This is a genomic window from Candidatus Dormiibacterota bacterium (assembly GCA_035532035.1).
In the GTDB taxonomy this organism is placed as follows: Bacteria; Vulcanimicrobiota; Vulcanimicrobiia; order Vulcanimicrobiales; family Vulcanimicrobiaceae; genus Tyrphobacter.
The window spans coordinates 1-19,788 of the sequence record DATKRS010000026.1 but is presented as its reverse complement, the minus strand read 5'-3'; the positions used below and the strand labels follow the sequence as shown (position 1 = coordinate 19,788).

General features: G+C 67.0%; 23 protein-coding genes. 13 read left to right on the top strand and 10 right to left on the bottom strand.

Going from position 1 to position 19,788, the window contains the following annotated elements; genetic code table 11:
* Positions 1–6: 6 nt before the first annotated feature.
* Genes VMV82_08265 through VMV82_08255 form a run of 3 tightly spaced genes read right to left on the bottom strand, consistent with a single transcriptional unit; the run spans position 7 to position 1,613 of the window.
* Positions 7–684, bottom strand: a complete 678-nt coding sequence (locus VMV82_08265) for a response regulator transcription factor (protein HUY41544.1) — start codon at positions 682–684, stop codon at positions 7–9.
* 8 nt (positions 685–692) lie between these two features.
* Entirely contained in the window at positions 693–1,040 is a 348-nt protein-coding gene (locus VMV82_08260) for a hypothetical protein (protein ID HUY41543.1), read from the bottom strand.
* On the bottom strand, positions 1,041–1,613 hold the full coding sequence (locus VMV82_08255) for an RNA polymerase sigma factor (protein HUY41542.1): 573 nt from the start codon (positions 1,611–1,613) through the stop codon (positions 1,041–1,043). It abuts the gene before it with no gap.
* A gap of 100 nt (positions 1,614–1,713) precedes the next feature.
* Between VMV82_08255 and VMV82_08250 the strand changes: the two genes are divergently transcribed.
* The 8 genes from VMV82_08250 (at position 1,714) to VMV82_08215 (ending at position 8,035) form a co-directional block, all read left to right on the top strand.
* Complete coding sequence (locus tag VMV82_08250) at positions 1,714–2,166, top strand: DUF6249 domain-containing protein (GenBank protein ID HUY41541.1); 453 nt, start codon at positions 1,714–1,716, stop codon at positions 2,164–2,166.
* Between the two features lie 296 nt (positions 2,167–2,462).
* Entirely contained in the window at positions 2,463–3,245 is a 783-nt protein-coding gene (locus VMV82_08245; protein HUY41540.1) for a hypothetical protein, read from the top strand.
* Positions 3,239–4,201 (top strand): dihydroorotate dehydrogenase, encoded by a 963-nt coding sequence (locus VMV82_08240; protein ID HUY41539.1) that lies wholly within the window; start codon positions 3,239–3,241, stop codon positions 4,199–4,201. Before VMV82_08245 ends, VMV82_08240 begins: the two co-directional genes overlap by 7 nt.
* A complete protein-coding gene (pyrF, locus tag VMV82_08235) occupies positions 4,198–4,911 on the top strand; it encodes an orotidine-5'-phosphate decarboxylase (protein HUY41538.1) in 714 nt (237 codons plus the stop codon). The genes VMV82_08240 and pyrF overlap by 4 nt, the downstream gene beginning before the upstream one ends.
* The gene (gene pyrE, locus VMV82_08230) at positions 4,908–5,477 is read left to right on the top strand and encodes an orotate phosphoribosyltransferase (GenBank protein ID HUY41537.1); all 570 of its coding nucleotides are present in this window, start codon (positions 4,908–4,910) and stop codon (positions 5,475–5,477) included. Before pyrF ends, pyrE begins: the two co-directional genes overlap by 4 nt.
* The gene (gene hisC / locus VMV82_08225) at positions 5,470–6,537 is read left to right on the top strand and encodes a histidinol-phosphate transaminase (protein ID HUY41536.1); all 1,068 of its coding nucleotides are present in this window, start codon (positions 5,470–5,472) and stop codon (positions 6,535–6,537) included. Before pyrE ends, hisC begins: the two co-directional genes overlap by 8 nt.
* Positions 6,534–6,983, top strand: coding sequence for a GNAT family N-acetyltransferase (locus VMV82_08220; protein HUY41535.1), 450 nt, complete (start codon positions 6,534–6,536; stop codon positions 6,981–6,983). The genes hisC and VMV82_08220 overlap by 4 nt, the downstream gene beginning before the upstream one ends.
* A complete protein-coding gene (locus VMV82_08215; GenBank protein HUY41534.1) occupies positions 6,968–8,035 on the top strand; it encodes an AI-2E family transporter in 1,068 nt (355 codons plus the stop codon). The genes VMV82_08220 and VMV82_08215 overlap by 16 nt, the downstream gene beginning before the upstream one ends.
* On the opposite strand, the gene VMV82_08210 is transcribed toward VMV82_08215, so the two are convergent.
* Genes VMV82_08210 through VMV82_08185 form a run of 6 tightly spaced genes read right to left on the bottom strand, consistent with a single transcriptional unit; the run spans position 8,032 to position 15,321 of the window.
* Complete coding sequence (locus VMV82_08210) at positions 8,032–9,576, bottom strand: alpha/beta hydrolase (protein HUY41533.1); 1,545 nt, start codon at positions 9,574–9,576, stop codon at positions 8,032–8,034. The two genes, VMV82_08215 and VMV82_08210, sit on opposite strands and share 4 nt — an antisense overlap.
* 13 nt (positions 9,577–9,589) lie before the next feature.
* Positions 9,590–10,516 (bottom strand): slipin family protein, encoded by a 927-nt coding sequence (locus VMV82_08205; protein ID HUY41532.1) that lies wholly within the window; start codon positions 10,514–10,516, stop codon positions 9,590–9,592.
* Between the two features lie 8 nt (positions 10,517–10,524).
* Positions 10,525–10,905, bottom strand: a complete 381-nt coding sequence (locus VMV82_08200; GenBank protein ID HUY41531.1) for a GntR family transcriptional regulator — start codon at positions 10,903–10,905, stop codon at positions 10,525–10,527.
* Between the two features lie 43 nt (positions 10,906–10,948).
* A complete protein-coding gene (locus VMV82_08195; protein ID HUY41530.1) occupies positions 10,949–12,679 on the bottom strand; it encodes a hypothetical protein in 1,731 nt (576 codons plus the stop codon).
* Complete coding sequence (gene argS, locus VMV82_08190) at positions 12,676–14,355, bottom strand: arginine--tRNA ligase (GenBank protein HUY41529.1); 1,680 nt, start codon at positions 14,353–14,355, stop codon at positions 12,676–12,678. The genes VMV82_08195 and argS overlap by 4 nt, the downstream gene beginning before the upstream one ends.
* 30 nt (positions 14,356–14,385) lie before the next feature.
* A complete protein-coding gene (locus VMV82_08185; protein ID HUY41528.1) occupies positions 14,386–15,321 on the bottom strand; it encodes a DNA-processing protein DprA in 936 nt (311 codons plus the stop codon).
* 52 nt (positions 15,322–15,373) lie between these two features.
* On the opposite strand from VMV82_08185, the gene VMV82_08180 reads away from it, so the two are divergent.
* From VMV82_08180 to hemQ, 5 genes are read left to right on the top strand one after another with little or no spacing between them, the layout of a single operon-like run.
* On the top strand, positions 15,374–15,523 hold the full coding sequence (locus VMV82_08180; protein HUY41527.1) for a DUF5679 domain-containing protein: 150 nt from the start codon (positions 15,374–15,376) through the stop codon (positions 15,521–15,523).
* 27 nt (positions 15,524–15,550) lie between these two features.
* On the top strand, positions 15,551–16,051 hold the full coding sequence (gene nrdR, locus VMV82_08175) for a transcriptional regulator NrdR (protein ID HUY41526.1): 501 nt from the start codon (positions 15,551–15,553) through the stop codon (positions 16,049–16,051).
* A gap of 5 nt (positions 16,052–16,056) precedes the next feature.
* Complete coding sequence (dut, locus tag VMV82_08170) at positions 16,057–16,530, top strand: dUTP diphosphatase (GenBank protein ID HUY41525.1); 474 nt, start codon at positions 16,057–16,059, stop codon at positions 16,528–16,530.
* Complete coding sequence (locus VMV82_08165) at positions 16,527–17,504, top strand: ketopantoate reductase C-terminal domain-containing protein (protein HUY41524.1); 978 nt, start codon at positions 16,527–16,529, stop codon at positions 17,502–17,504. Before dut ends, VMV82_08165 begins: the two co-directional genes overlap by 4 nt.
* Before the next feature lie 5 nt (positions 17,505–17,509).
* A complete protein-coding gene (gene hemQ, locus VMV82_08160) occupies positions 17,510–18,352 on the top strand; it encodes a hydrogen peroxide-dependent heme synthase (GenBank protein HUY41523.1) in 843 nt (280 codons plus the stop codon).
* On the opposite strand, the gene VMV82_08155 is transcribed toward hemQ, so the two are convergent.
* A complete protein-coding gene (locus tag VMV82_08155) occupies positions 18,344–19,693 on the bottom strand; it encodes a hypothetical protein (protein ID HUY41522.1) in 1,350 nt (449 codons plus the stop codon). The two genes, hemQ and VMV82_08155, sit on opposite strands and share 9 nt — an antisense overlap.
* Between the last annotated feature and the right edge of the window lie 95 nt (positions 19,694–19,788).

Below are 19,788 nucleotides of genomic sequence, written 5' to 3'. Positions count from 1 at the left end.
GGTTCCTTAATCTTTGATCGTGTAACCGACGCCGCGCACGGTCGTGATGAGCTTGTCGTCGTAGTCGTCGTCGATCTTCCCGCGGAGATAGCGAATGTAGACGTCGATGAGATTCGAGTCGCCGAGGAAGTCGCTGCCCCAGACGCCGTTGAACAACTCGTCTCGCGTATGGACTTTGTTGCGGTGCAGCAGCAGGTACTCGAGCAGCGCGTACTCTTTGGCGGTCAGCGCGATCGGACGGCCGGCGCGTGAGACCTCATGGCGATCGCGATCCATCACCATGTCGCGGTACTCGATGACGTTTGACTGCGGGTCGCGCTCGCGCAGCCTGGCGCGTACGCGCGCGAGCAGTTCTTCGGTAGAAAAGGGCTTGGTAAGATAGTCATCCGCTCCGAGATCGAGGCCGGCGACGCGATCCGGCACGGTGTCGCGCGCGGTGAGCATGATGATCGGAACGCGGCTCTTCGCGCGCAAGCGCTTACACAGCTCGAAGCCGTCCATACGGGGAAGCATGAGATCGAGGATGACGAGATCCGGCTCTTTGAGCGCCTTCTCCAGACCGCTGAGCCCGTCGGCGGCCATCTCGACGCGATACCCCTCGTGCTCGAGCTCGAGCTGCAGCACGCGACCGATCGCCGGATCGTCCTCGACGACCAGCACCGTCCGGGCCTGTCCGTTGTCCATGCCGTTTGTTACGGCTCGAAGTGCCCCTTTGCCCGCCGGGAGGCCGCGTACGCCGGTTGGGATATCGTGAAAAGCTCGAGCCATGTGGCGATCGCGATGCCCGTGCCGGCCCAGGCGAGCAGCTTAAGATTCGAGAGCGTAGCCGCTACGGTGTCGGCGATCTGCGGAGCCATGAGGACGGCGACCCACACGAGCGCGGCGATGACGCTCGCTGCGGTGACGACCTCTGCGAGGGAGAAGAGCGGCGCCGGCCGATACACGGTCCCGGCGAGAATCGCGGCATGCAGACCAGGCGGCGCCTCCTCGAGCGGCAGTGCCGCGAGCGCGCGATCGATCGCGTCGTCGTCAAGCTTCATTCACGGAGACCTTTCCAGCAGGCGTCGAAGATGTTCTTTTGCGCGAAAGAGATGCGTCTTGACCGTACCCAACGGAAGCCCGAGCACCGCAGCGATCTCTTCGTATTGCCGCCCCTGCAGATGATAGAGCGTGATCGCGACGCGATACTTCTCGGGCAGCAACTCGATTGCGTCGCGCAGCCGCTGCGCCTCGTCGAGCGCGATGACGGTTGGCTCGGGTCCGGGGCTCGGGTCCGCGCTTTCAGGCAGCTCTTCGCCGCTGAAGCGCTTGCGCCGGCTCAGGCGATCGCAGCAGGCATGGTAGGCGATCGAGTACATCCACGTAGAGAACTTGGCTCCGATCCGAAACGTGCGCAGCGAGCGATAGGCCTTGAAGAATGCCTCCTGTGCGACATCGCGCGCTTCCTCAGCGTCTCGCAGCGTGCGGAACGCGAGGTGGTAGACCGGCCGCTCGTATCGGCGGACCAGCGTCGCAAAGGCCTCGGAATCGCCACGTAAGACCGCAGAGACCAGAGCCCCGTCCTCCAGCTCGGCGCTCAACGCGGCATCCGCGCGCTGCGCAAGTGCCGCCACGTCCTCAATACCCTCTCCTCCCCTCCGGTGTTTCGAGGGCGGGCCGAAACATCCCGAGGGAAGAGAGGTACTCCAAACGGAGGCACGCTGCTAGAACGCTATGGATTCAGACTCCACCATCGCCCTCGTCGCCGTCGTATGCGTCATCGCCCTGCCGATCGTCGCCGTGATTCTGTTCCGGGTCTTCTCGCACCGCGAGCGGATGGAGATGATCCGCCACGGCTACGTTCCGCCCGTTCAGTACGACGGCAACCTCCAGCTCCGGCGCGGCATCTCCGTCACCTTCATCGGGATCGCTCTCACGATCGGGCTCGCATTCATCGGCTATAACGGCGACGGCTTCGGCGGTCGCTTCGTTTTGGGACCCTGGCTGTTGGGTGGAATCATCCCGACCTTCGTTGGGATCGCACAGATCGTGGGCTCCCTCGTTGCGGGCGGGCGTCCGGCGAGCGGCCGCTCGGGGACGCCTTTTGGCCCTTATGGCATGGAGCGCCGCGATCCGTCTCCATACGAGCCCCACGAAAGCGAAAGCCCGAAAAGGCCGCCGGTATAAACCGACGGCCTTTTTGGTCGATGCCGAGGAGGATGAAGACGTAGTCTACTTAGCGGTATGAAACGAGGGCGATCGCCCAGCCTGCTGAGGTACGCGTGCGCACGAGATATCCATCCGAAGTGCGATCGTACACTTGGTAGCCTGCGCGGAGCGCGTCGGCGAGTGATTTGAATACGGTGATGCCTGCCACGTTCCGTCCCTCCTTTCAACTGCCTATACCGTATAACGGCGCGTTCCGCAAGAGAGTTCAGGGCATCTTCACGGATATTTGTGAAAATTTGGCGAAGCTTGCGCGCGTGCAAACGGCTCAATCGCTCGCTCGGGTTGTCGATGCGAGGGTGGTCGCTCGCAGGGAGCCGGCGGCCGGCGTGGTCGTGCTCGACGTTCGAGCGCCCGCTATCGCGGCTGCGGCGGGGCCAGGTCAGTTCGTCATGGCGGTGCCGCCGAGCGCCGGCGACACGTCCGTTGCACTCGGCGTCTACGACGTCGCTGAGGATTGCCTGAGCCTGCTCTTCGTCGTGGTCGGCGATCGCACGCGCCGGCTCGCAGCCCTTCATCCCGGGGAAATGCTCTCGCTCTTCGGACCGCTCGGCAACGGCTTCGACCTCGGCGCCGGCGCGAACGACGTCGCGATCGTTGCCGGCGGCGTGGGCATCGCGTCGGTACTGCTCGCTGCGCGCGCGTTGCTGCGACGCGGATCGCGCGTCCGTCTCTTCTATGGCGCGGCAACCGCCGCGAGACTCGTCGACCGGGAGCGATTCGCCGCAGCGGGCTGTGAGGTCGTCGTCGCGACGGACGACGGAAGCGAAGGCACGGAAGGATTCGTTACCGATGCGCTCGCGCGCGCCGCGCCCGCGGACCTCATCCTCGCCTGCGGTCCGACGGCGATGCTTCACGCGACGGCGCACGCCGCGCACGCGATGCGCGTGCCGGCGCAGCTCTCGCTCGAGGAGACGTTCGGGTGCGGCGTGGGAGCGTGCTGGGGCTGCGTGGTACCTGTCGCGAGTGAGAACGGGGTCGCATATGCGCGCGTCTGCCGCGAAGGCCCGGTCTTTCTCGCCGAGGAGTTGCGATGGTAGCGCGCGGAGTCGATCTCGGCGTCGACGTCGGCGGTCTTCGCTTGGAGTACCCGACGCTGATGGGCAGCGGCTGTTACGGGTCGGGAGAAGAGTTTTCGTCGCTCGTCGATCTGTCGCGCATCGGTGCGATCGTTCTCAAGAGCGTCACGCGCAAGCCGCGCCTGGGCAATCCAATGCCGCGGCTCGTCCACACGCCGGCGGGACTGCTCAATGCCATCGGATTGCAGAACCCCGGCATCGACTGGTATCTCGAACGCGAGATACCGAAGCTCGCAGGACGCCCGTGCCCGGTCGTCGGCAGCGTTGCCGGCTTTTCGATCGACGAGTACGCTGAGGTCTGCGAGCGCCTCGCGGCGCGGCCGGAGATCGCCGCAATCGAGCTCAACATCTCGTGCCCAAACGTGGCGAGCGAGGGAGAGACCTTCGCGTGCGATCCCGATCTCACGGCGAGCGTGGTCGGGGCGGCGCGCTCGGTCACGCGCAAGCCGCTCATCGTGAAGCTCTCGCCGAACGTCACCGATATCGCCGCGATCGCGCGCCGGGCCGAGTCCGCTGGAGCCGACGCGCTTGCGGTCATCAACACCGTGCGCGCGATGGCGATCGACGTCGATACCTGGCGGCCGCGTCTCGGGAACGTCGCGGGCGGGCTTTCGGGCGCGGCGATACGCCCGATCGCGGTCCTTGCGGTATATGAGGTCGCGCGAGCGGTGCGGATTCCCATTGTCGGTCAAGGCGGGATCGAGTCCGTGACCGACGCCCTCGAGTTCATTCTCGCCGGCGCCGGCGCCGTCGGCATCGGCACGGCGAACTTTACCGATCCGCGCGTTCCCGAGCGCATCGCCGACGGACTCGCCGAGTACCTCTCGCTGCACGGCTTGCACAGTCTCGGCGAGATCGTCGGGCGCGCAAATCGCGGCTTCGAGAGTGCGGAGCAGTTCGAAGGGGATGCGGGATGAGCCGTCTCGTCGTCGCGCTGGACGCACCCGTACCGGAGGAAGCAGAACGCGTCGTCGACGAGCTCTACGACTTCGACGTGATCTTCAAGATCGGGCTCGAGCCGCTGCTCGGCTATGCCGATCGCATCTTCGGGTACTGTGAGGCACGTGACGTCCGATACTGCGTCGATGCGAAGCTGCACGATATTCCGCGGACCGTCGGCGCCGCAGCGCGTCAGCTCGTCGCCCCGGCAATGCGCATGCTGACGGTGCACGCGCTCGGCGGGGTGGAGATGATGCGCGCAGCGGTCGACGGCGTGCGCGAGAGGGCCCAAACGCTCGGCATCCGGGCCCCGCGCGTCTTCGCCGTCACGCTGCTCACGTCGATCGCCGACGACGGCATCGCCGATCTCGGCCTCTCGGGAGGCCCCGCGGAGAACGTCATGCGCCTCGCGTCGCTCGCGCGGGACGCCGGATGCGCGGGCGTGGTCTGCAGCCCGCGTGAAGTGCGCGAAGTCAAGGCCGTCTTCGGCGACGATCTCTTGACCCTCGTTCCCGGCGTGCGCCCCGCCGGAAGCGCGTCGCGCGATCAGCAGCGCGTCGGTACGCCGGGCGAGACCGCGGCAGCGGGCGCGGATTACATCGTCGTAGGAAGACCGATTCTCGAAGCGCCCGACAGGCGCGCCGCCGCTGCCGCGATCCTGGACGAGATCGCGCCGTACGACCGATGACGGCCCCGTTCGATCTCGCCGAGGCGCTCGAGCGAAAAGGCGCGCTACTGGAAGGGCATTTCCTTCTCAGCTCGGGGCGGCACAGCGATCGTTTCATTCAGAAGTTTCGCATTCTCGAGGACCCGTCTCTCGTCGAGCCGATCGCGCGCTCGATCGCCGATGCCTTCGTCGCCGAGCGACCTACGGTCGTCGTGAGTGCCGCCGTCGGCGGCATCGTGCTCGGATACGAAACTGCACGCGCCCTCGGAGCGCGCGCCGTTTTCGTGGAGAAGGAACGCGGCGTTCCCGTTCTGCGTCGCGGTTTCAGCCTCGAGCCTCACGACCGCGCGCTCATCGTCGAAGACGTCATGACTACCGGCGGCTCGGTGCGTGAAGTGCTCGACGTCGTGCGCGGTCGTGGATGCGAGGTTCTCGGCGTCGCGGCGATCGTCCGTCGCGGCGACGTGCAGCTGGGCGTGCGAACGCTGGCGTTGCTCGACTTGCCGTTGCGCTCGTACGATCCTGACGAATGCCCGCTGTGCGCTGCGAAGGAGCCGCTGGCGGATCCGGGATCGCGCCGTGCTTGACGCCTATCAGCGCGCCGCTTCGGTCGAGGAGGTGCGGCTCCGCTACGGCGGCAGCGGCCGCATAATCAAGCTCGCTTCGAACGAGAACCCTTTGGGAACGTCGCCGAAGGCGCTTGCGGCAGCGCGCGGCGTGGAGAACCTGCACCTCTACGGCGACGACGCGTTCCTCGCGCTCAAGGAACGCTTTGCGGCGCTGCGCGGTCTCGCTGCGGAGAACGTCGTTTTCGGGCACGGGAGCAACGAGATCGTGAAGCTCGTCGCGGAGACGTTTCTGCAGGCGGGCGACGAGGCCGTAATCGCCGTGCCGAGCTTCGCGCTCTATCGCTTGGCCGTTGCCGTGCGCAACGCGCGCGCCGTCGAGGTGCCGCTGCGCGACGGCGTGACTGACCTGGATGCGATGCGCGAAGCGATCTCGCCGCGCACGAAACTGATCTTCGTCTGCGAGCCCAACAATCCAACCGGCACGGTCGTCGATCCACTCGCGTGGAGCGCGTTCGTCGAGGCTCTTCCCGCGCACGTCGTACTCGTCGTCGATCAGGCATATCGCGAGTACGCATCTGCGGCGTCCGTCGATGCGATCGTGCACGTTACGGCGCGTCCGCGAACGCTCGTGCTGCGGACGCTGTCGAAGATCTACGGCCTCGCCGCGGTGCGATTCGGATACGGCTTCGCCGACGCGGAGACGATCGCCGTGATGGAGCGCGTGCGCTTGCCCTTCAACGTCTCGGCGCCGGCGCTTGCCGCCGCCGCTGCGGCACTGGACGACGACGAATTCGTGCGACGCAGCATCGAAAACAACGAAGCGGGGAAGGCACAGCTCTTTCCCGCGCTCGCGGCGCTCGAGCTCGACGCGTACCCCACGCAGGCGAACTTCTATGCACTCGCCGTCCCTGCGAGCGCAACGCGCGCGTACGAGGATTTGCTGCGCGAAGGCATCATCGTGCGCTGCGGCGACGCGCTGCGCATGCCGGGGCGACTGCGCATCACGATCGGAACCAAAGAGGAGAACGCTGTGTTGCTCTCCGCGCTCGAAAGGCTCGTCGGCACCTGGCAAGCGTGAGCGTGCGCGCCGGCGACGCGCGGGATTGGGACTTCGCCCGGGACCTCGGCCTGCGGACCATCGCCTCGAGCCGCAGCCGCGGCGCGACGGATGCCGCGCTGGCCGCCGGGTACGAGCGTCTTCTCGACGCCGTCGCCTCGCAGTCGCACGTGCTTCTCGTCGCGCAGGCCGCCGATCTCCCCGTCGGCTTTCTCTTCTTGCTCGACGCGCTGCCGGACGAAGTCGGGCTCCAGCCGCAAGGCTTCGTCGCCTACATGGCCGTGGAGCCGGCCTTCTCGCGCCGGGGCGTCGGCACGGCGCTCCTTTCTGCCGCCGAAGATGAGGCCCGGAGGCGTGGGATAGCGTATATGTCGTTGATGGTTACCGAGAGCAATGCTCCGGCGCGGCGTCTCTACGAGCGCGCCGGCTATCTGACCGAGCGGCGGCAGTTGTGCAAGCGGCTCTAGGCTCGGCGTCCTCGCGGCGCATCTTCTGGGGCGTCGTCACGCTCGTCGGCCTGGTCGCGGTGTGGTGGATCGTGCGGTTGATTCCACACACGATCGCGATATTCACGATCGCGGCCTTCATCGCGTTCGGCGTTCGGCCCATGGTGGCGGTGCTCGTTCGCGCTCGCATCCCCAGGTGGCTGGCGATCACGCTGATCTTCGTCGTGCTCGTGATGGTCGTCGTGTTGCTGCTCCTCGTCGTGGTTCCGATGGCCGTGCTGCAGAGCCAGCTCTTGATCTCGAACATGCCGTCGTACGCGCAAGCGGTTCACGGCTGGGTCGTCGATCTGCGCGATGCGCTCCAAGTGCGCTTTCCCGCCTTGCAGATTCCCACGATCGACATCGCGCAGATCGGCGCGGATCGCCTGGGAGCCGTCGCGAGCCAGACGCTCTCTTCGATCGGAACCCTCGTCATCAACACCGCAACGTGGCTCTTCATCGCGTTCGCGGCAATCGTGCTGTCGTTCTACTTCCTACTCAACGACGAGCAGATTTCGGAAGGGTTTGCGATGCTCTTTCCTCCGCGCCGGCGCGCGACCGCTCGCAAGGTGGTCGTCGAGGTCACGGACGTGTTCGGGAAGTACATCTTCGGCCAAATCGTCGTCAGCGCGATTACGGGAATCGTCATTGCCGTCGTCAGCGCCGCGATCGGTTTCAAATATCCGCTGATCATCGGGTTGATCTCGGCCGTTGCCTACGCGGTTCCGGTCATCGGCATGGTCATCGCGCAAGTGATCGCGCTCGTGCTCTGCGCGCCGCAAGGCGCTTGGATGATGCTGTGGCTGCAGGTGGTGATGTTCGTCATGGCGCGCATCAGCGACATGGTGCTCGTGCCGCGCATCATGGGCAGCACGGTCGGCGTTTCGCCGATCGGGGTCATGTTCGCGGTCTTCGCCGGCGGCGAGCTCTTCGGCATGCCGGGGCTCATCCTAGGAATTCCGGCGGCCGCACTCGTGAAGATTCTCTGGCGATATTTCGGGCCGTGGCTGCATGCGGCATCGGAGCGCACCTAGCCCAGCTCGCCGAGCCCGCGCAGCCAGCGCAGGATATCGGCCGCAACGCGCGGATCGAGCGGCGCCGCGGTTTCATACTCGGAACCGTCGCTCGGCATCGCAGCCGGAACCGTTAGGAAGAGATGATCGTCGCCCGAGAGCATGTCGACGGTAATGCGCCGGTGAGCGCTGCGCGCGGCTTCGACGAGATGCGGCAGGTCTGACGGCAGGACCTGAATGTCGCGCGTGCCCTGGAGCACGAGAATCGGCACGCCGACGTGCTGGATGACGTGTGCGGGATCGATGCCGATATACGACGCCAAGGCGCGCGTCACCGCCTGATGCAACTCCGGCGTCATGCGTGGTGACTGCTCCTGGATGATGCGCTCCATCGGAACGGCCGGTGGAGCCATGAGCACGATTCCAGCGAGACCGCGAATCGACGGGGCTACGAGCGGCACGATGATCCCGCCTTCGCTGTGTCCGAGAAGATAGATTCGATTCGGGTTTACGCTGGGCTGCGCGCGCAAGAACGCGACCGCAGCGCGCACGTCGTCGCCGAGGATGCGCCAGTCTTCGGTCGGCGTGCCGGTGCTCTGCGCGATGCCGCGCTTGTCGTAGCGTAAGACGACGATGCCGGCATTGGAGAGGGCGTTGCTCAGATCGAGAAAGGTGGGGTTTTGCGGAACGCCGCCGTCGCGCGTTCCCGGACCGCTGCCGTGAACGAAGACGAACGCGGGCATGCGCGCGCGTGCGCCATGCGGAATCGTCAGCGTTCCCGCAAGGACGGCGCCTCCGGACGATGCGAAGCTGACGGTGCGGCTCGAAAAATGCGGCTGCGGCGTGGGGTACGGCGTCGCCACAGGAACCGGTGCCGGAAGCGCAGCGCCGGAGCCGGGACGCGCGAGCGTGAGCGGAAGGGCGATCCCGTGCTGCGTAAAGGTGCCGGTAATCGACGCCGTCCCGAGCGTGCCGCGGTAGGATGCGCCCAAGTTCGGCATTGCGAAGCGCAACACGCCGTTTGCGACGGAGACGGCTGCCACGGGTAATCCGAACGCGTGCTGATACGGGCTGTCGAACGTGGCGGCGAGCGATCCGTTTGCGTCGCGAGCGAGGTGCAGTGCCAAGAGCAGATTCGTGCCCCCGACGCTCAACGCGCCGAGCCATGTTCCTTGCAGGTCGCTCGTGCCGAGAGCGCTCGGCAGCAGGATGAGCGGGAGCCGGTTTCCGTGCTGCACGAACGTTCCGGAGATCGCGCCGGGCGCGACGGTACCGTCGAACGCGTATCCAAACCGGTTCGACGCGAAGTGGAGCGTGCCGTTTGCAAATCGAATCGTGTCGATCGGAAGCGAGCCGCCTCCTTGATACGGGCTCTGCGCGGTTGCGGAGAGGCCGTTGCCGTTCTGTTCGATCGTGAGAACGAAGAGCAACGGCGCGCCGGGAAAGTTCAGCATGCCCGACCAGCTGCCGGCGAGCTGCTGTTGAGGCGCAGCCGCGGCGGACGAGAGCGACAGCGCGAGCATCGTCGCAGCGCAGGCGAGAGAGACGATGGCACGAGTCATTGGATTCAACTCCTCATTCTGGCGTCTTGGGTGCGATGCTCGGCTGCTGCGCGGCGAGCGAGGCGAGCCCGGAGATGGCGCCGAGACCCATCGTCTCGACCGCCGTACTGGGCACGACGATCATGGCGCCGCGTTCCTTGAGGCCCTCGTAGAGCATGTTCATCGCGCGGAGATGGAGCGCGACGGGGTTGTTCTGGTAAGCCTTCGCCGCTTCGACGAAAGAGGCCGCGATCTGTTGCTCGGCTTCGCCGAGGATCGTGCGCGCCTGACGCTCGCGCTCGGCCTGCGCCTGGCGCGACATCGCGTCTTGGAGCGAGTCGGGAATGCGAATATCGCGAATCTCTACCGAGTTGACGGTAATGCCCCACGGCGTCGTGCGTGCGTCGATCGTCTTCTGCAGGCTCTCGTCGACGAACTGGCGGTTCGAAAGAAGGTCCGCGAGCGTCGAGGTACCGATGATGTCGCGCAACGCCGTCTGCGCCGCCCACGCGATCGCTTGCGAGTACGACGCAACCTCGAGCGCCGCTTTCTGGGGATCCCAGACGGTCCAAAAGAGCACCGCATCGACGTCGATCGGGACGGTATCCTTCGTCAGGGTCTCTTCGGCGCTGAAGGTCGACGTCTGCACGCGTTGATCGATCCAGACGGTGACGCTGTCGATGACGGGAATCATGAGAAAGAGTCCCGGTCCGGCCAGGCGTCGGAAGCGCCCGGCGCGCAAGACGACGGCCTTCTCCCACGGATTGGCCATCTGCACCGCGAGCAGGATGAGAACGAAGGCAATCACACCCGCGACGACGAGCGCCGTATCGTTGCGCGCCTCGCCGATGCCGGCGGCGGCGCCGCCGACGATGAGCGCGAGCACGGCTCCGATCGGATTTGCGCGCACGCGTCCGTGTGGGAAGCGTACGCCCTGGGCGAGAGGTGGAGCGGATTTCATGCTGACTCCTATGACGGTATGCGAAGAAGAGCTGCGACTTGGTCGAGCAGCGCGCGGCCCGCGAAGCCGCTTTCGGCGGCTTCGCGAAGCGCTCGGCTGGCGATCTCGCGCAAGACGTGCCGCGCCCGCGGGCGCGCCTTGCGCGGACGACCCGACACGAACGTCCCACGACCGCGGAAGGTCTCCAAGATGCCCTCGCGCTCCAACTCGATGAAGGAGCGATTGACGGTATTCGGGTTCACGCGCAAGGCCACGGCGATCTCGCGCACGGTAGGAAGCTGCTCGCCTGGCTCGAGCGCGCCCCGAGTGATTGCCGCGAGAATCTGCTGGCGGATCTGCACGTACACCGGAACGCCACCGCCGCTCAGTCTGAACTCGGCTGCCTGCATATTGTCTTTATTGTCCTAGTATATTAAGACAAGCCGGCGGCTGTCAAGGGGCAGCGCGCGGATCGACCACGATGGCGATCGCGTCGCGATAGACGCTCTTCCCGCACAGCGCGGCGTCGTGGATGCGCAGCCGGTTGAACCGATCGGAGTGGCTCGATTCCGCGACGGCGACGAGCAGTGCGTTTGCGCGGCGGGCGTGGCCGCACGGGTCGGCGTCGGGCACGTCCACGGCCGTCGTTGCGGGCGAGAGCACGGCAGCCGTCCCGATCCGCAGTCCCCACCCCGCGATGCGCGCCGGCTTCTCGCGCGCCATCCAGGCGTAGACGCCCGAGCGCACTCCCCGCACCGCGAGCGCGTCGGCGTAGAAGTGCGTCGTCGTGCGCGTCGCGAGGAAGGTCGTCACGACGATCGCGCATGCGAACGCGGCGGCGAGCGCGAGGCGGGCGTTCGCTCGGCGAGCGAACGCGACCGCGAACGGTACGAGCAGCGCAGCGACAGGTGCCCAGAGCGTAACGCGGTCGTTCCCGTAGATGAGGAGCAGCATAAGCGCTTCGCCGGCGATTGCGGCGAGGAGCAACCGGAGCGCGAGCTTCGGCAAGCGTAGCAGATGCGGCGCGAGGACGAGCGCTCCCACGGCCATCGCGGGAGCGAAGTAGCGCAGCGATGCGCCGGTTGCGAGCTGCGCGCTCGCGCTTGCGTATCCAAACGGCATCACGAGCGCGACGAGCGCTGCAGCGATACCGGCGCGCGCGAGCGGCGCATCGCGCGCGAGCCGCGGCGATGCGAGGGCCGCCAAGATCAAGAGGAAGCCGAAGGGCGCGAACTTTGCCGACGCGGCGACGCCGTACTCGAGCGTCGCCAACGGGTGCGCGAGCATCGTCGAGTTCCAAAGGTGCGGGAATGCCGTCGATGCCGGCGGCACGAACGCACCGTGCCACAGAACGGCGTCGTGAACGATCCAAAGAAGCGCCGCACCCGCTGCCGCGAGCCACGCGCGCGGCTTTGCAACGGACGCGGCGAGCGCGACCGCGGCGTAGATCCATCCATCGGGCTTGATGAGCGCACACATCGCCGCCGCCCGCAGCACCGTGACGTCGTCGACCGGAGCGCTCCAGAGCACTTCGACGAAGAACGCGGCGAGCCACACGTCGTTCTGCAGCGATCCGGCTTGGATGCAGAACGGGAGAATGACGACGACGGCGGCGGCGAGCGCGTCTGCCAATCGGACCGGCAAGAGCGCTCCCTCGCGGCCCCACGCAAAGAGACGCCATCCGAGCAGCGCGAGTGCGCCGAAGCCGCTCCATCCTAGCGCAAACGGCGTCGAAACCGTGTAAAGCGCGCTCGCGAAGAGCTCCGACGCCGGCGGATACCACCAGTATCGCGTCTGCGTCGTCCAGATGCTGTGCGCGTGCGCCCACGCGGCGGCGTTCGGCAAGTGGTACGAAAGCGTATCGCCGTCGAGCAATGGGCGCACGAGCGCCGGCCACGCGGCAAACGCGAGCGCGCCGATCAACAGGTACGGAATGGGCTCGCGAAATCCGCGCTCGTGCCGGTGCCGGACGACGGCTCCCGCAACGCAGAGCAAGAGCGCAATCCAACACGCGGGCCAGTAGAGCGCGTGCGCGAACGCGAGCACGAGGGGAATTGCGGTTCCGACGACGAGCGCGTCGCGCAGCCGATCGGCGACGCGCGGTCCTCCGCGCAAGATCGGCGCCGCGAGCCACAAGCCGACGAGCCAGAGCGCGGCGAGAATCGCCGCAAGAATCGCGCTCACATCGACTCTGGCGCCGTTACGCCGAGCAGGCCCAAGACCATCGCGAGGACGCGTTGTGCCGCGAGAGCGAGTGCGAGCCGCGCCCGGCGCAGCTCGGGTTCCTCGCCGAGGATGCGGCATTCCGTGTAGAACTGATGGAAGTCGGTTGCGACGTCGCGCGCGTAGCGCGCCAAACGATGCGGCGCGAGCTGGTCGACGACGCTCTGCGCGAGATGCGGCAGCTCCGAGAGTCGCCGCGCGAGCGCAAGTTCGGCCGGCAGAACGAGCGATCGAAGCGCGGCGTTCCGCGCCGCCTCGACGTCGTCCGCGTCGGCCTTGCGCAGCACCGAGCAGATGCGCGCGTGCCCGTATTGTACGTAGAAGACCGGGTTGTCGTTGCTCTGCTCGACGGCGAGCTTGAGGTCGAAGGTCAGCGGCGAATCGGTGGCGAGCATCGCGAAGAAGAAGCGCGTCGCATCGAGCCCGACCTCGTCGAGAACCTCGTCGAGCGTGACGATCTGCCCGGCGCGCTTGCTCATCGCGACGTGTTCGCCGCCGCGAACGAGCGTGACTTGCTGCGCGATCAGGACCTCGAGCCGGCCAGGATAACCGAGCGCTGTCGCGAGGCCGGCGAGCCTGCCGATGTAGCCGTGATGATCGGGTCCGAGCACGTCGATGACGCGGTCCGCGCGACGCAGCTTCTCGTAGTGGTACGCGACGTCAGTGCAAAAGTACGTCGGGCGCCCGTCGGCGCGCACGAGCACGCGGTCCTTGTCGTCGCCGAACTGCGTCGCGCGAAAGAAGATCGCGCCGTCGGCCTCGTACGTCAGCCCGAGCTCCGTCAGGCGCTCGATCCCGGCCCGAATCCGGCCGCGTTCGTGCAGCTCCCGTTCGCTCTGCCACAGGTCGTAGTCGACGCCGAAACGGTCGGCCGTTTGCCGCTGCTCGGCGACGATCGCATCGCGCGCGAAGCGCGCCATGAACTCGAGCCGCCGCTCCTGCGCCATGCTCTCGACGTCTGCGCCGTCGTCGCGCAAGCGTTGCGCGATCTCGACGAGATACTCGCCGGGATAGCCGTCCTCGGGAAACGGATAGGCTGGGTCCTTCAGTTGCCGGTAGCGCGCGTCGAGCGAACGGCCCAGCGTTTCGAGCTGGCCGCCTGCGTCGTTGATGATCCATTCCACGAAAACGTCGTAACCGCGCAGCCGCAGCGTTCGCGCGAGCGTGTCGCCGATCGAGAGCGCTCGCCCTTGCACGACGAGCAGCGGCCCCGTCGGATTCGCGCTGCCGAACTCGAGCGAGATGCGCTCTCCGCGGTGCGACGCGCGCCCGAAGTTTTCGCCGTCTCGCAGGACGGCGGCGACTGCCGTTTGCCATATCTGCGGCGCGAGGCGCAGATTGATGAATCCGCCGACCGGTTCGATCGATGCAAAGAGCGCCGCAACCCGCGGCGCTCGCTCGGCGAGCTCCGATGTCAGCCGCTTCGCCACGTCCTGCGGGGACGCGTGAGCGGTGCGTACGAGCGAGAAGGCCGCGTTGGTGGCGAACTCGCCGAACTCCGGCCGCCGCGGCGCCTCGAAGGCCACCTCGATGCGCGCATCGCCGTAGAGCGCTGCGGCCGATTCGCGCAGCGCCTGCGCAAAACTGCGCAACGCGTCGTCGGGCAGAATGCCGCGTTCCGCGGCGAGCGGCTCCATCGTAGCGGTGTTCGCGCCGTGCGCGGCCGGTCATCTTCGCGCGTAACGCGCGGGTCCTCGGCACGCGATGCGGCCGTCGAGCTCGAGCATCGTCAACGCCGCGAGCACGTCCGGCGTCGGCGCGTCGCAGCCTTCCACGATGTCGTCGAGCGCGCACTCGCCGCTGTCGAGCAACGCCAGAATCCGGCGCGCCAGCGGCGTGGCGTTGCGTTCGGGCTGCGCGAGCGCCGGCGCGGACGCGCCGAGGCCGAGCGCTTCGAGCACGTCGCCGGGCGTTCGCGCGAGGGTCGCACCGTCGCGGATCAGCGCGAGGCAGCCGGCGCTATGACGCCGGTCCACGTCCCCCGGTACGGCCAGGACGGGAACGCGTCCCGCGGCCCATCCGGCGGTGTTCAGAGCGCCGCTGCGCGCGGGGGCTTCGACGACGAGCACCGCGTCGCAGAGGGCGGCAACGACGCCGTTGCGCTGGAGGAACTGCCCCGGCTTTGCGGCTTGGTCCGGCGGAAAGGGCGAGAGCACGGCTCCTCCGCCTTCGAGCATTCGCCGCGCGAGCGGGAGGTTGCGCGGGGGGAAGAAGTGCCTGTGCCCCGAGCCCAGGACGCCAATCGTGGGTTCGCCGGCCTCGAGCGCGCCCTCGTGCGCGCAGCCGTCGATCCCGAGCGCCAAGCCGGAGACGATGCAGCAGCCTGCCTTGGCAAGCTCGCGGGCAAAGCTCGTTGCCAAGCGCCGGCCGTATGGCGTGGCCGAGCGGGTTCCCACGACCGCAACAGAGGGGCGGCGCAAGGCCTCCGGTGTCCCTGCGCACCAAAGGCCGTCGAGGTGCGCGCGGAGGCCGCGGGCGCCGCGAAGGGCGAGCAAGCTGGCGTGCGACACGTAGCGCGGTTCCTGCACGAGGCTCCCATCACGCTTCCCGAGAGCGCTTCCAGGGGGAAAGGGGCCACCGCCGAGGAATGGGCGGCGCAACATACCGGTCCGGCTCGTCCTGAGCCCCGGGAACCTGAAGTCGTAGGAGTCTCAGATGGCAGCAGAAGCGTATTGCGTCAAGTGCAAGACCAAGCGTCAGATCAAAGATGCAGTGCAGATCACGATGAAAAACGGCCGTCCCGCGACGGAAGGCAAATGTCCGGTCTGCGGCACCAAGATGTTCAAAATCGGAGCCGCAGCCTAACAGGCTGCCTGTTAGGCGTAGTGTATAATGGGCAGGTCACCCACAATATGTGGGGGACCGAGAGGAACGCCTGCCCTGATCTGTCCGACCTGCCGTAAGAGCGAGACACGCGTCGTCGATTCACGCGACGATGAGTCCGTCGTTCGCCGGCGGCGCGAGTGTCTCGATCCGCGCTGCAAGCATCGCTTCACCACGTACGAACGGCAAGAATCGCCGCGCCTCTTCGTCGTGAAGAAAGACGGTCGCCGGGAGCAGTACAATCGCGATAAACTGCTCGCCGGCCTGCGGAAAGCGTGCGAGAAGCGGCCGATCTCGGAGAATCGCATGGACGCGGTTGCCGCGGATCTCGAGCGCGCGCTCTTCGCGCGCGGCGAGAGTGAGGTTCCGGCGTCGCTGATCGGCGAGAAGCTGATGGAGGCGCTCAAAGCCCTCGATCCCGTGGCGTATATTCGCTTTGCAAGCGTTTACCGGTCGTTTCGCGACATCGAAAGCTTCCGGGAAGAGTTGAGCGCACTGCTCTCAAAGTGAATCCGATGAACCTTAGCGCGCGGGTGGCGGTCATGCGCCTTCCGGAGGGTGAAGGCTTGCCGTTGCCCGCGTACATGAGCGCGCTCGCCGCCGGAGCGGACCTCTGCGCGGCGGTGCAGAGCGTGCTCGTGCTCGCCCCCGGAGAGCGGGCGCTCGTTCCGACGGGATTTGCGATCGCGGTGCCGGAGGGTTTCGAAGCGCAGGTGCGCCCGCGCAGCGGCCTCGCCTGGCGAAACGGCGTCACGTGTTTGAACGCACCGGGAACAATCGACGCGGATTATCGCGGCCCGGTCCACGTGCTCTTGGTCAATCTCGGCAGCGAGCCGGCCACGGTTCGTCGCGGCGACCGCATCGCGCAGCTCGTCGTCGCTCCCGTCGCGCGCGCGTCGTTCGAACTCGTCGAGAGTCTCGATGAGACGAGCCGCGGCGCCGGCGGATTCGGATCGACCGGTGCGGTCGGAGCCTCCTCGACGCCGTGAGAGTCTACATCGTCGGAAAGGGCGCCGTCGGAACCTATCTCGGCGAGCTTCTGCAATCCATCGGCACCGAGGTCGTGTACGCGCCGCGCGCGCGGGCGGACGTGACGCCGTGCGACGCCGACGTAGCGATCGTCGCCGTCAAGTCCTACGACACGCCGGCCGCGGTGGACACGCTGCGTGCGGCGGTTGCGTATCCCGAGAAGTGCGTCTTCGTTTGCCCGCAGAATGGCGTCGGAAACGAGGAGCTGCTCATCGCGGCGTTCGGCGCAGACAACGTCGTTGCCGCGTCGCTCACCGTGCCCGTCGCGCGCGATCGCGAGGGCCACGCCAACGCCACGAAAGACGGTGCCATCGCCTTTGCCCCGACCGGAGCCACGGCATTCAACTGGCTCGTCGCGACCTTTGCGAGCACCGGGCTCGACGTGAAGGTCGTCGAGGACTGGCACTCGTTGAAATGGAGCAAGCTCGCGCTCAACGTGGTCGCGAATGCAAGCTGTGCCATTTTGAACGTGCTGCCCAATCGGCTCGTGCACTACGACCGCGTCTTCACGCTGGAGATTCGCATGCTGCGCGAGGTGCGCGCGGTGATGCACGCGCTCGGGATAAGCGCGATCGACTTGCCCCGCTACCCGGTCCGCGCGCTGCTCGGCGTCGCCACGCTTCCGAGCCCCGTCGCTCGCGGCATGCTGGCGGCGCGCATCGCCGGCGCTCGCGGAAGCAAACCGCCCTCGCTGCTGCTCGACTTGCGCAGCGGACGCCCGGAGACTGAGGTGCACGTTCTCAACGGTGCCGTCGCTGCCGCCGGCTTGGAGCACCACGTTGCCACGCCCGTCAACGCGGTGTACGCGCGCGTTCTCGACGCGATCGCGCACATGCCGCAGTTGTGGGCGAAATATCGCGAGCGCCCGGAGGCGCTCGAAGCCGAGGTCGAAGCCGAAGTGCGGCGGACGCGCGCGCTCGCGCGTGGAACGTGAACGGCATGCGCGATCCCAACGTTCCCGAGTCGCTTGAAGGCTGGTGGATTCTCCACCGGATGTTCGCGTTCGACCGCCACGCATGGGACGACCTGACGTCGAAGCGCCGTGCCAAGGCGACGGCGCAGGCGACCGATCTGTTCGATCATCTCAAGCGGCGCAACGACGGCGATCTCGCGCTGTGCAATCTCGTCGGCCATACGGGCGATCTCATGCTCGTGCATTACGCGCAGCGGTACGACGAGCTCGCCTATGCGCAGGCGCTCGTCGACAAGCTCGAGCTGCGCGCGCTGCTCGCGCCCCGCGCTTCGTACACCTCCGTGCTCGAGTTGGGCCTGTACGACGCGACCGCCAAGATCCATGCGGACTTGGAGCGGCGCGGCGTCGCGCGCAACACGCCGGAGTGGATCGCGCTCTTCGACGAACAGATGCGCGCGCAGGAAGAGAGCCCGCACGTCGCGCCGCGCCTCTGGGCCCGCATTCCCGAACGGCGCTACATGTGCTTCTACCCGATGAGCAAACGGCGCGGCGAGCGTGACAACTGGTACGCGCTACCGTACGCCGAGCGCCTGAGGCTCATGAGCGAGCACGGCAAAGTCGGCCGATCCTATCACGGACGCGTGACGCAAGTAATTTCCGGTTCGACCGGGTACGATGACTACGAATGGGGCGTCGATCTGTACGCAGACGATCCGCTCGTGTTCAAGAAGCTCATCTACGAGATGCGCTTCGATGAAGCGAGCGCGCGCTATGCCGAGTTCGGCCACTTCTTTAGCGGCATTCAGTTCTCGAGCGATCAGCTCGCGGTCTTTCTCGTCGGCGAGAGCGTTCCGCAGCTCTCACTCTGAGCGCGCGTAGAGCCGGATCTTGCCGCACGTTCGCGCTAGTCGCCACGATCGGATGGCGGGCGCGAAGCGCCCATCGATAGCGAGCATCTGCGCGCCGCTGTGCCGCACGACGGCGGCAGCGGCGGCGTCACGCGGGTGAACGAGCACGTGCGACGCGTCGTGAATCGCCCGCTGTGGGAACGCGTCGATGCGCCCGTCCACGTTCGCGCTTCCGCCGGCGAGCTCGATGAGGCTCCCGACCTGGAGCGCATCGGTGAAGACGCGTTTACCGCGGACAAACGGCGCGCACGCCGTAAAGTCGACGCCGCTCTCGAGGTTGCCAAACCACGGATCGACGAGCGTCGGGGCGGCGAGCATGTTCTTCAGCGCGAGAATGACGAGGACGATGCTGAAGAACGCTGCTGCGGCGCGCGTTGCGAACGGCATCGGCTTGGCGCGCGTTCGCAGCGCGTCGCCGAGCGTCGTCGCGCTCGCCAAGAAGAGCAGCATCGCGTAGCGGATCGCAACGATCGTTCCGATCGCGCTCGCCGCGATGAAGAGCAGGTCGCCGTAGCGAATCGGCCGACGCAGTCGCGCGCCTGCGGCGAGGCGCATCCACAGCGGCGCGAGCGCGAGCAGCGCAACGACGATGCCGGTTGAGGTGAGCAGCGCCGGCGACCACTCCTTCACATAGCCGGCGAGCCGGGCGTTGCGCGCGAGCTCGATCGTGAATATCCACAGGCGCCACCCGAGCGGATTCGCAAGCGTCGCCGCCGTGGCGGCCACGAACGGCGCTATGCGTCGCCGGTCGAGGTGGAGCAGCATCCACACCACGGCAATCGGAAACGAGCCGTGCACGTTGGCCCAGAGTGCCGTTAGGGGCACGGCCGCCCACGGCGCGCGACGCCAGACGAGAATCAGCGAGGGCAGCAGCACCCACACGAGCGTCTGCGCGCGATCCTGCGCGAAGAAGAAGGCGCCGATGGCCGTGGCCGCTACCTGTGCGCAGGCGATCAGCGGGTGCGTTCGCGTCCGCACGGTTTCCAGCGCCACGAAGGCCACGCCGAAGACGAGCGCGGCGGCGAAGAGCAGCTCCAGCAGCACGTAGAGGCCGTGCGCGCGCGTCCACGCCGTGGCGATCGCGACGAGCCACTCCTGATTCACCCATGGACGATTCGGAAACCAGGAACCCTGGAGCGACTCGAGGATGCGGCCGTGCGCGAGGCTCCAATCGCCGGCATAGGCGAGCCAATAGCGCTCCATGTCGCTCGGAATCACGCACTGTGCGGTCGTTACCGCGGCGCTCGTGCAGACGAGGAGCAGCAGAGGGCTCCAGGCTCCGTACCGGTCGCGCCGCGCCATGTGCGCCTCATTCGAACGCACGACATGCGCCCCTTTAAGGCAAATGTTGTTGCGCGGTCACCGAAGACTGTTTATGGCGGCTACAAGGTGTCATA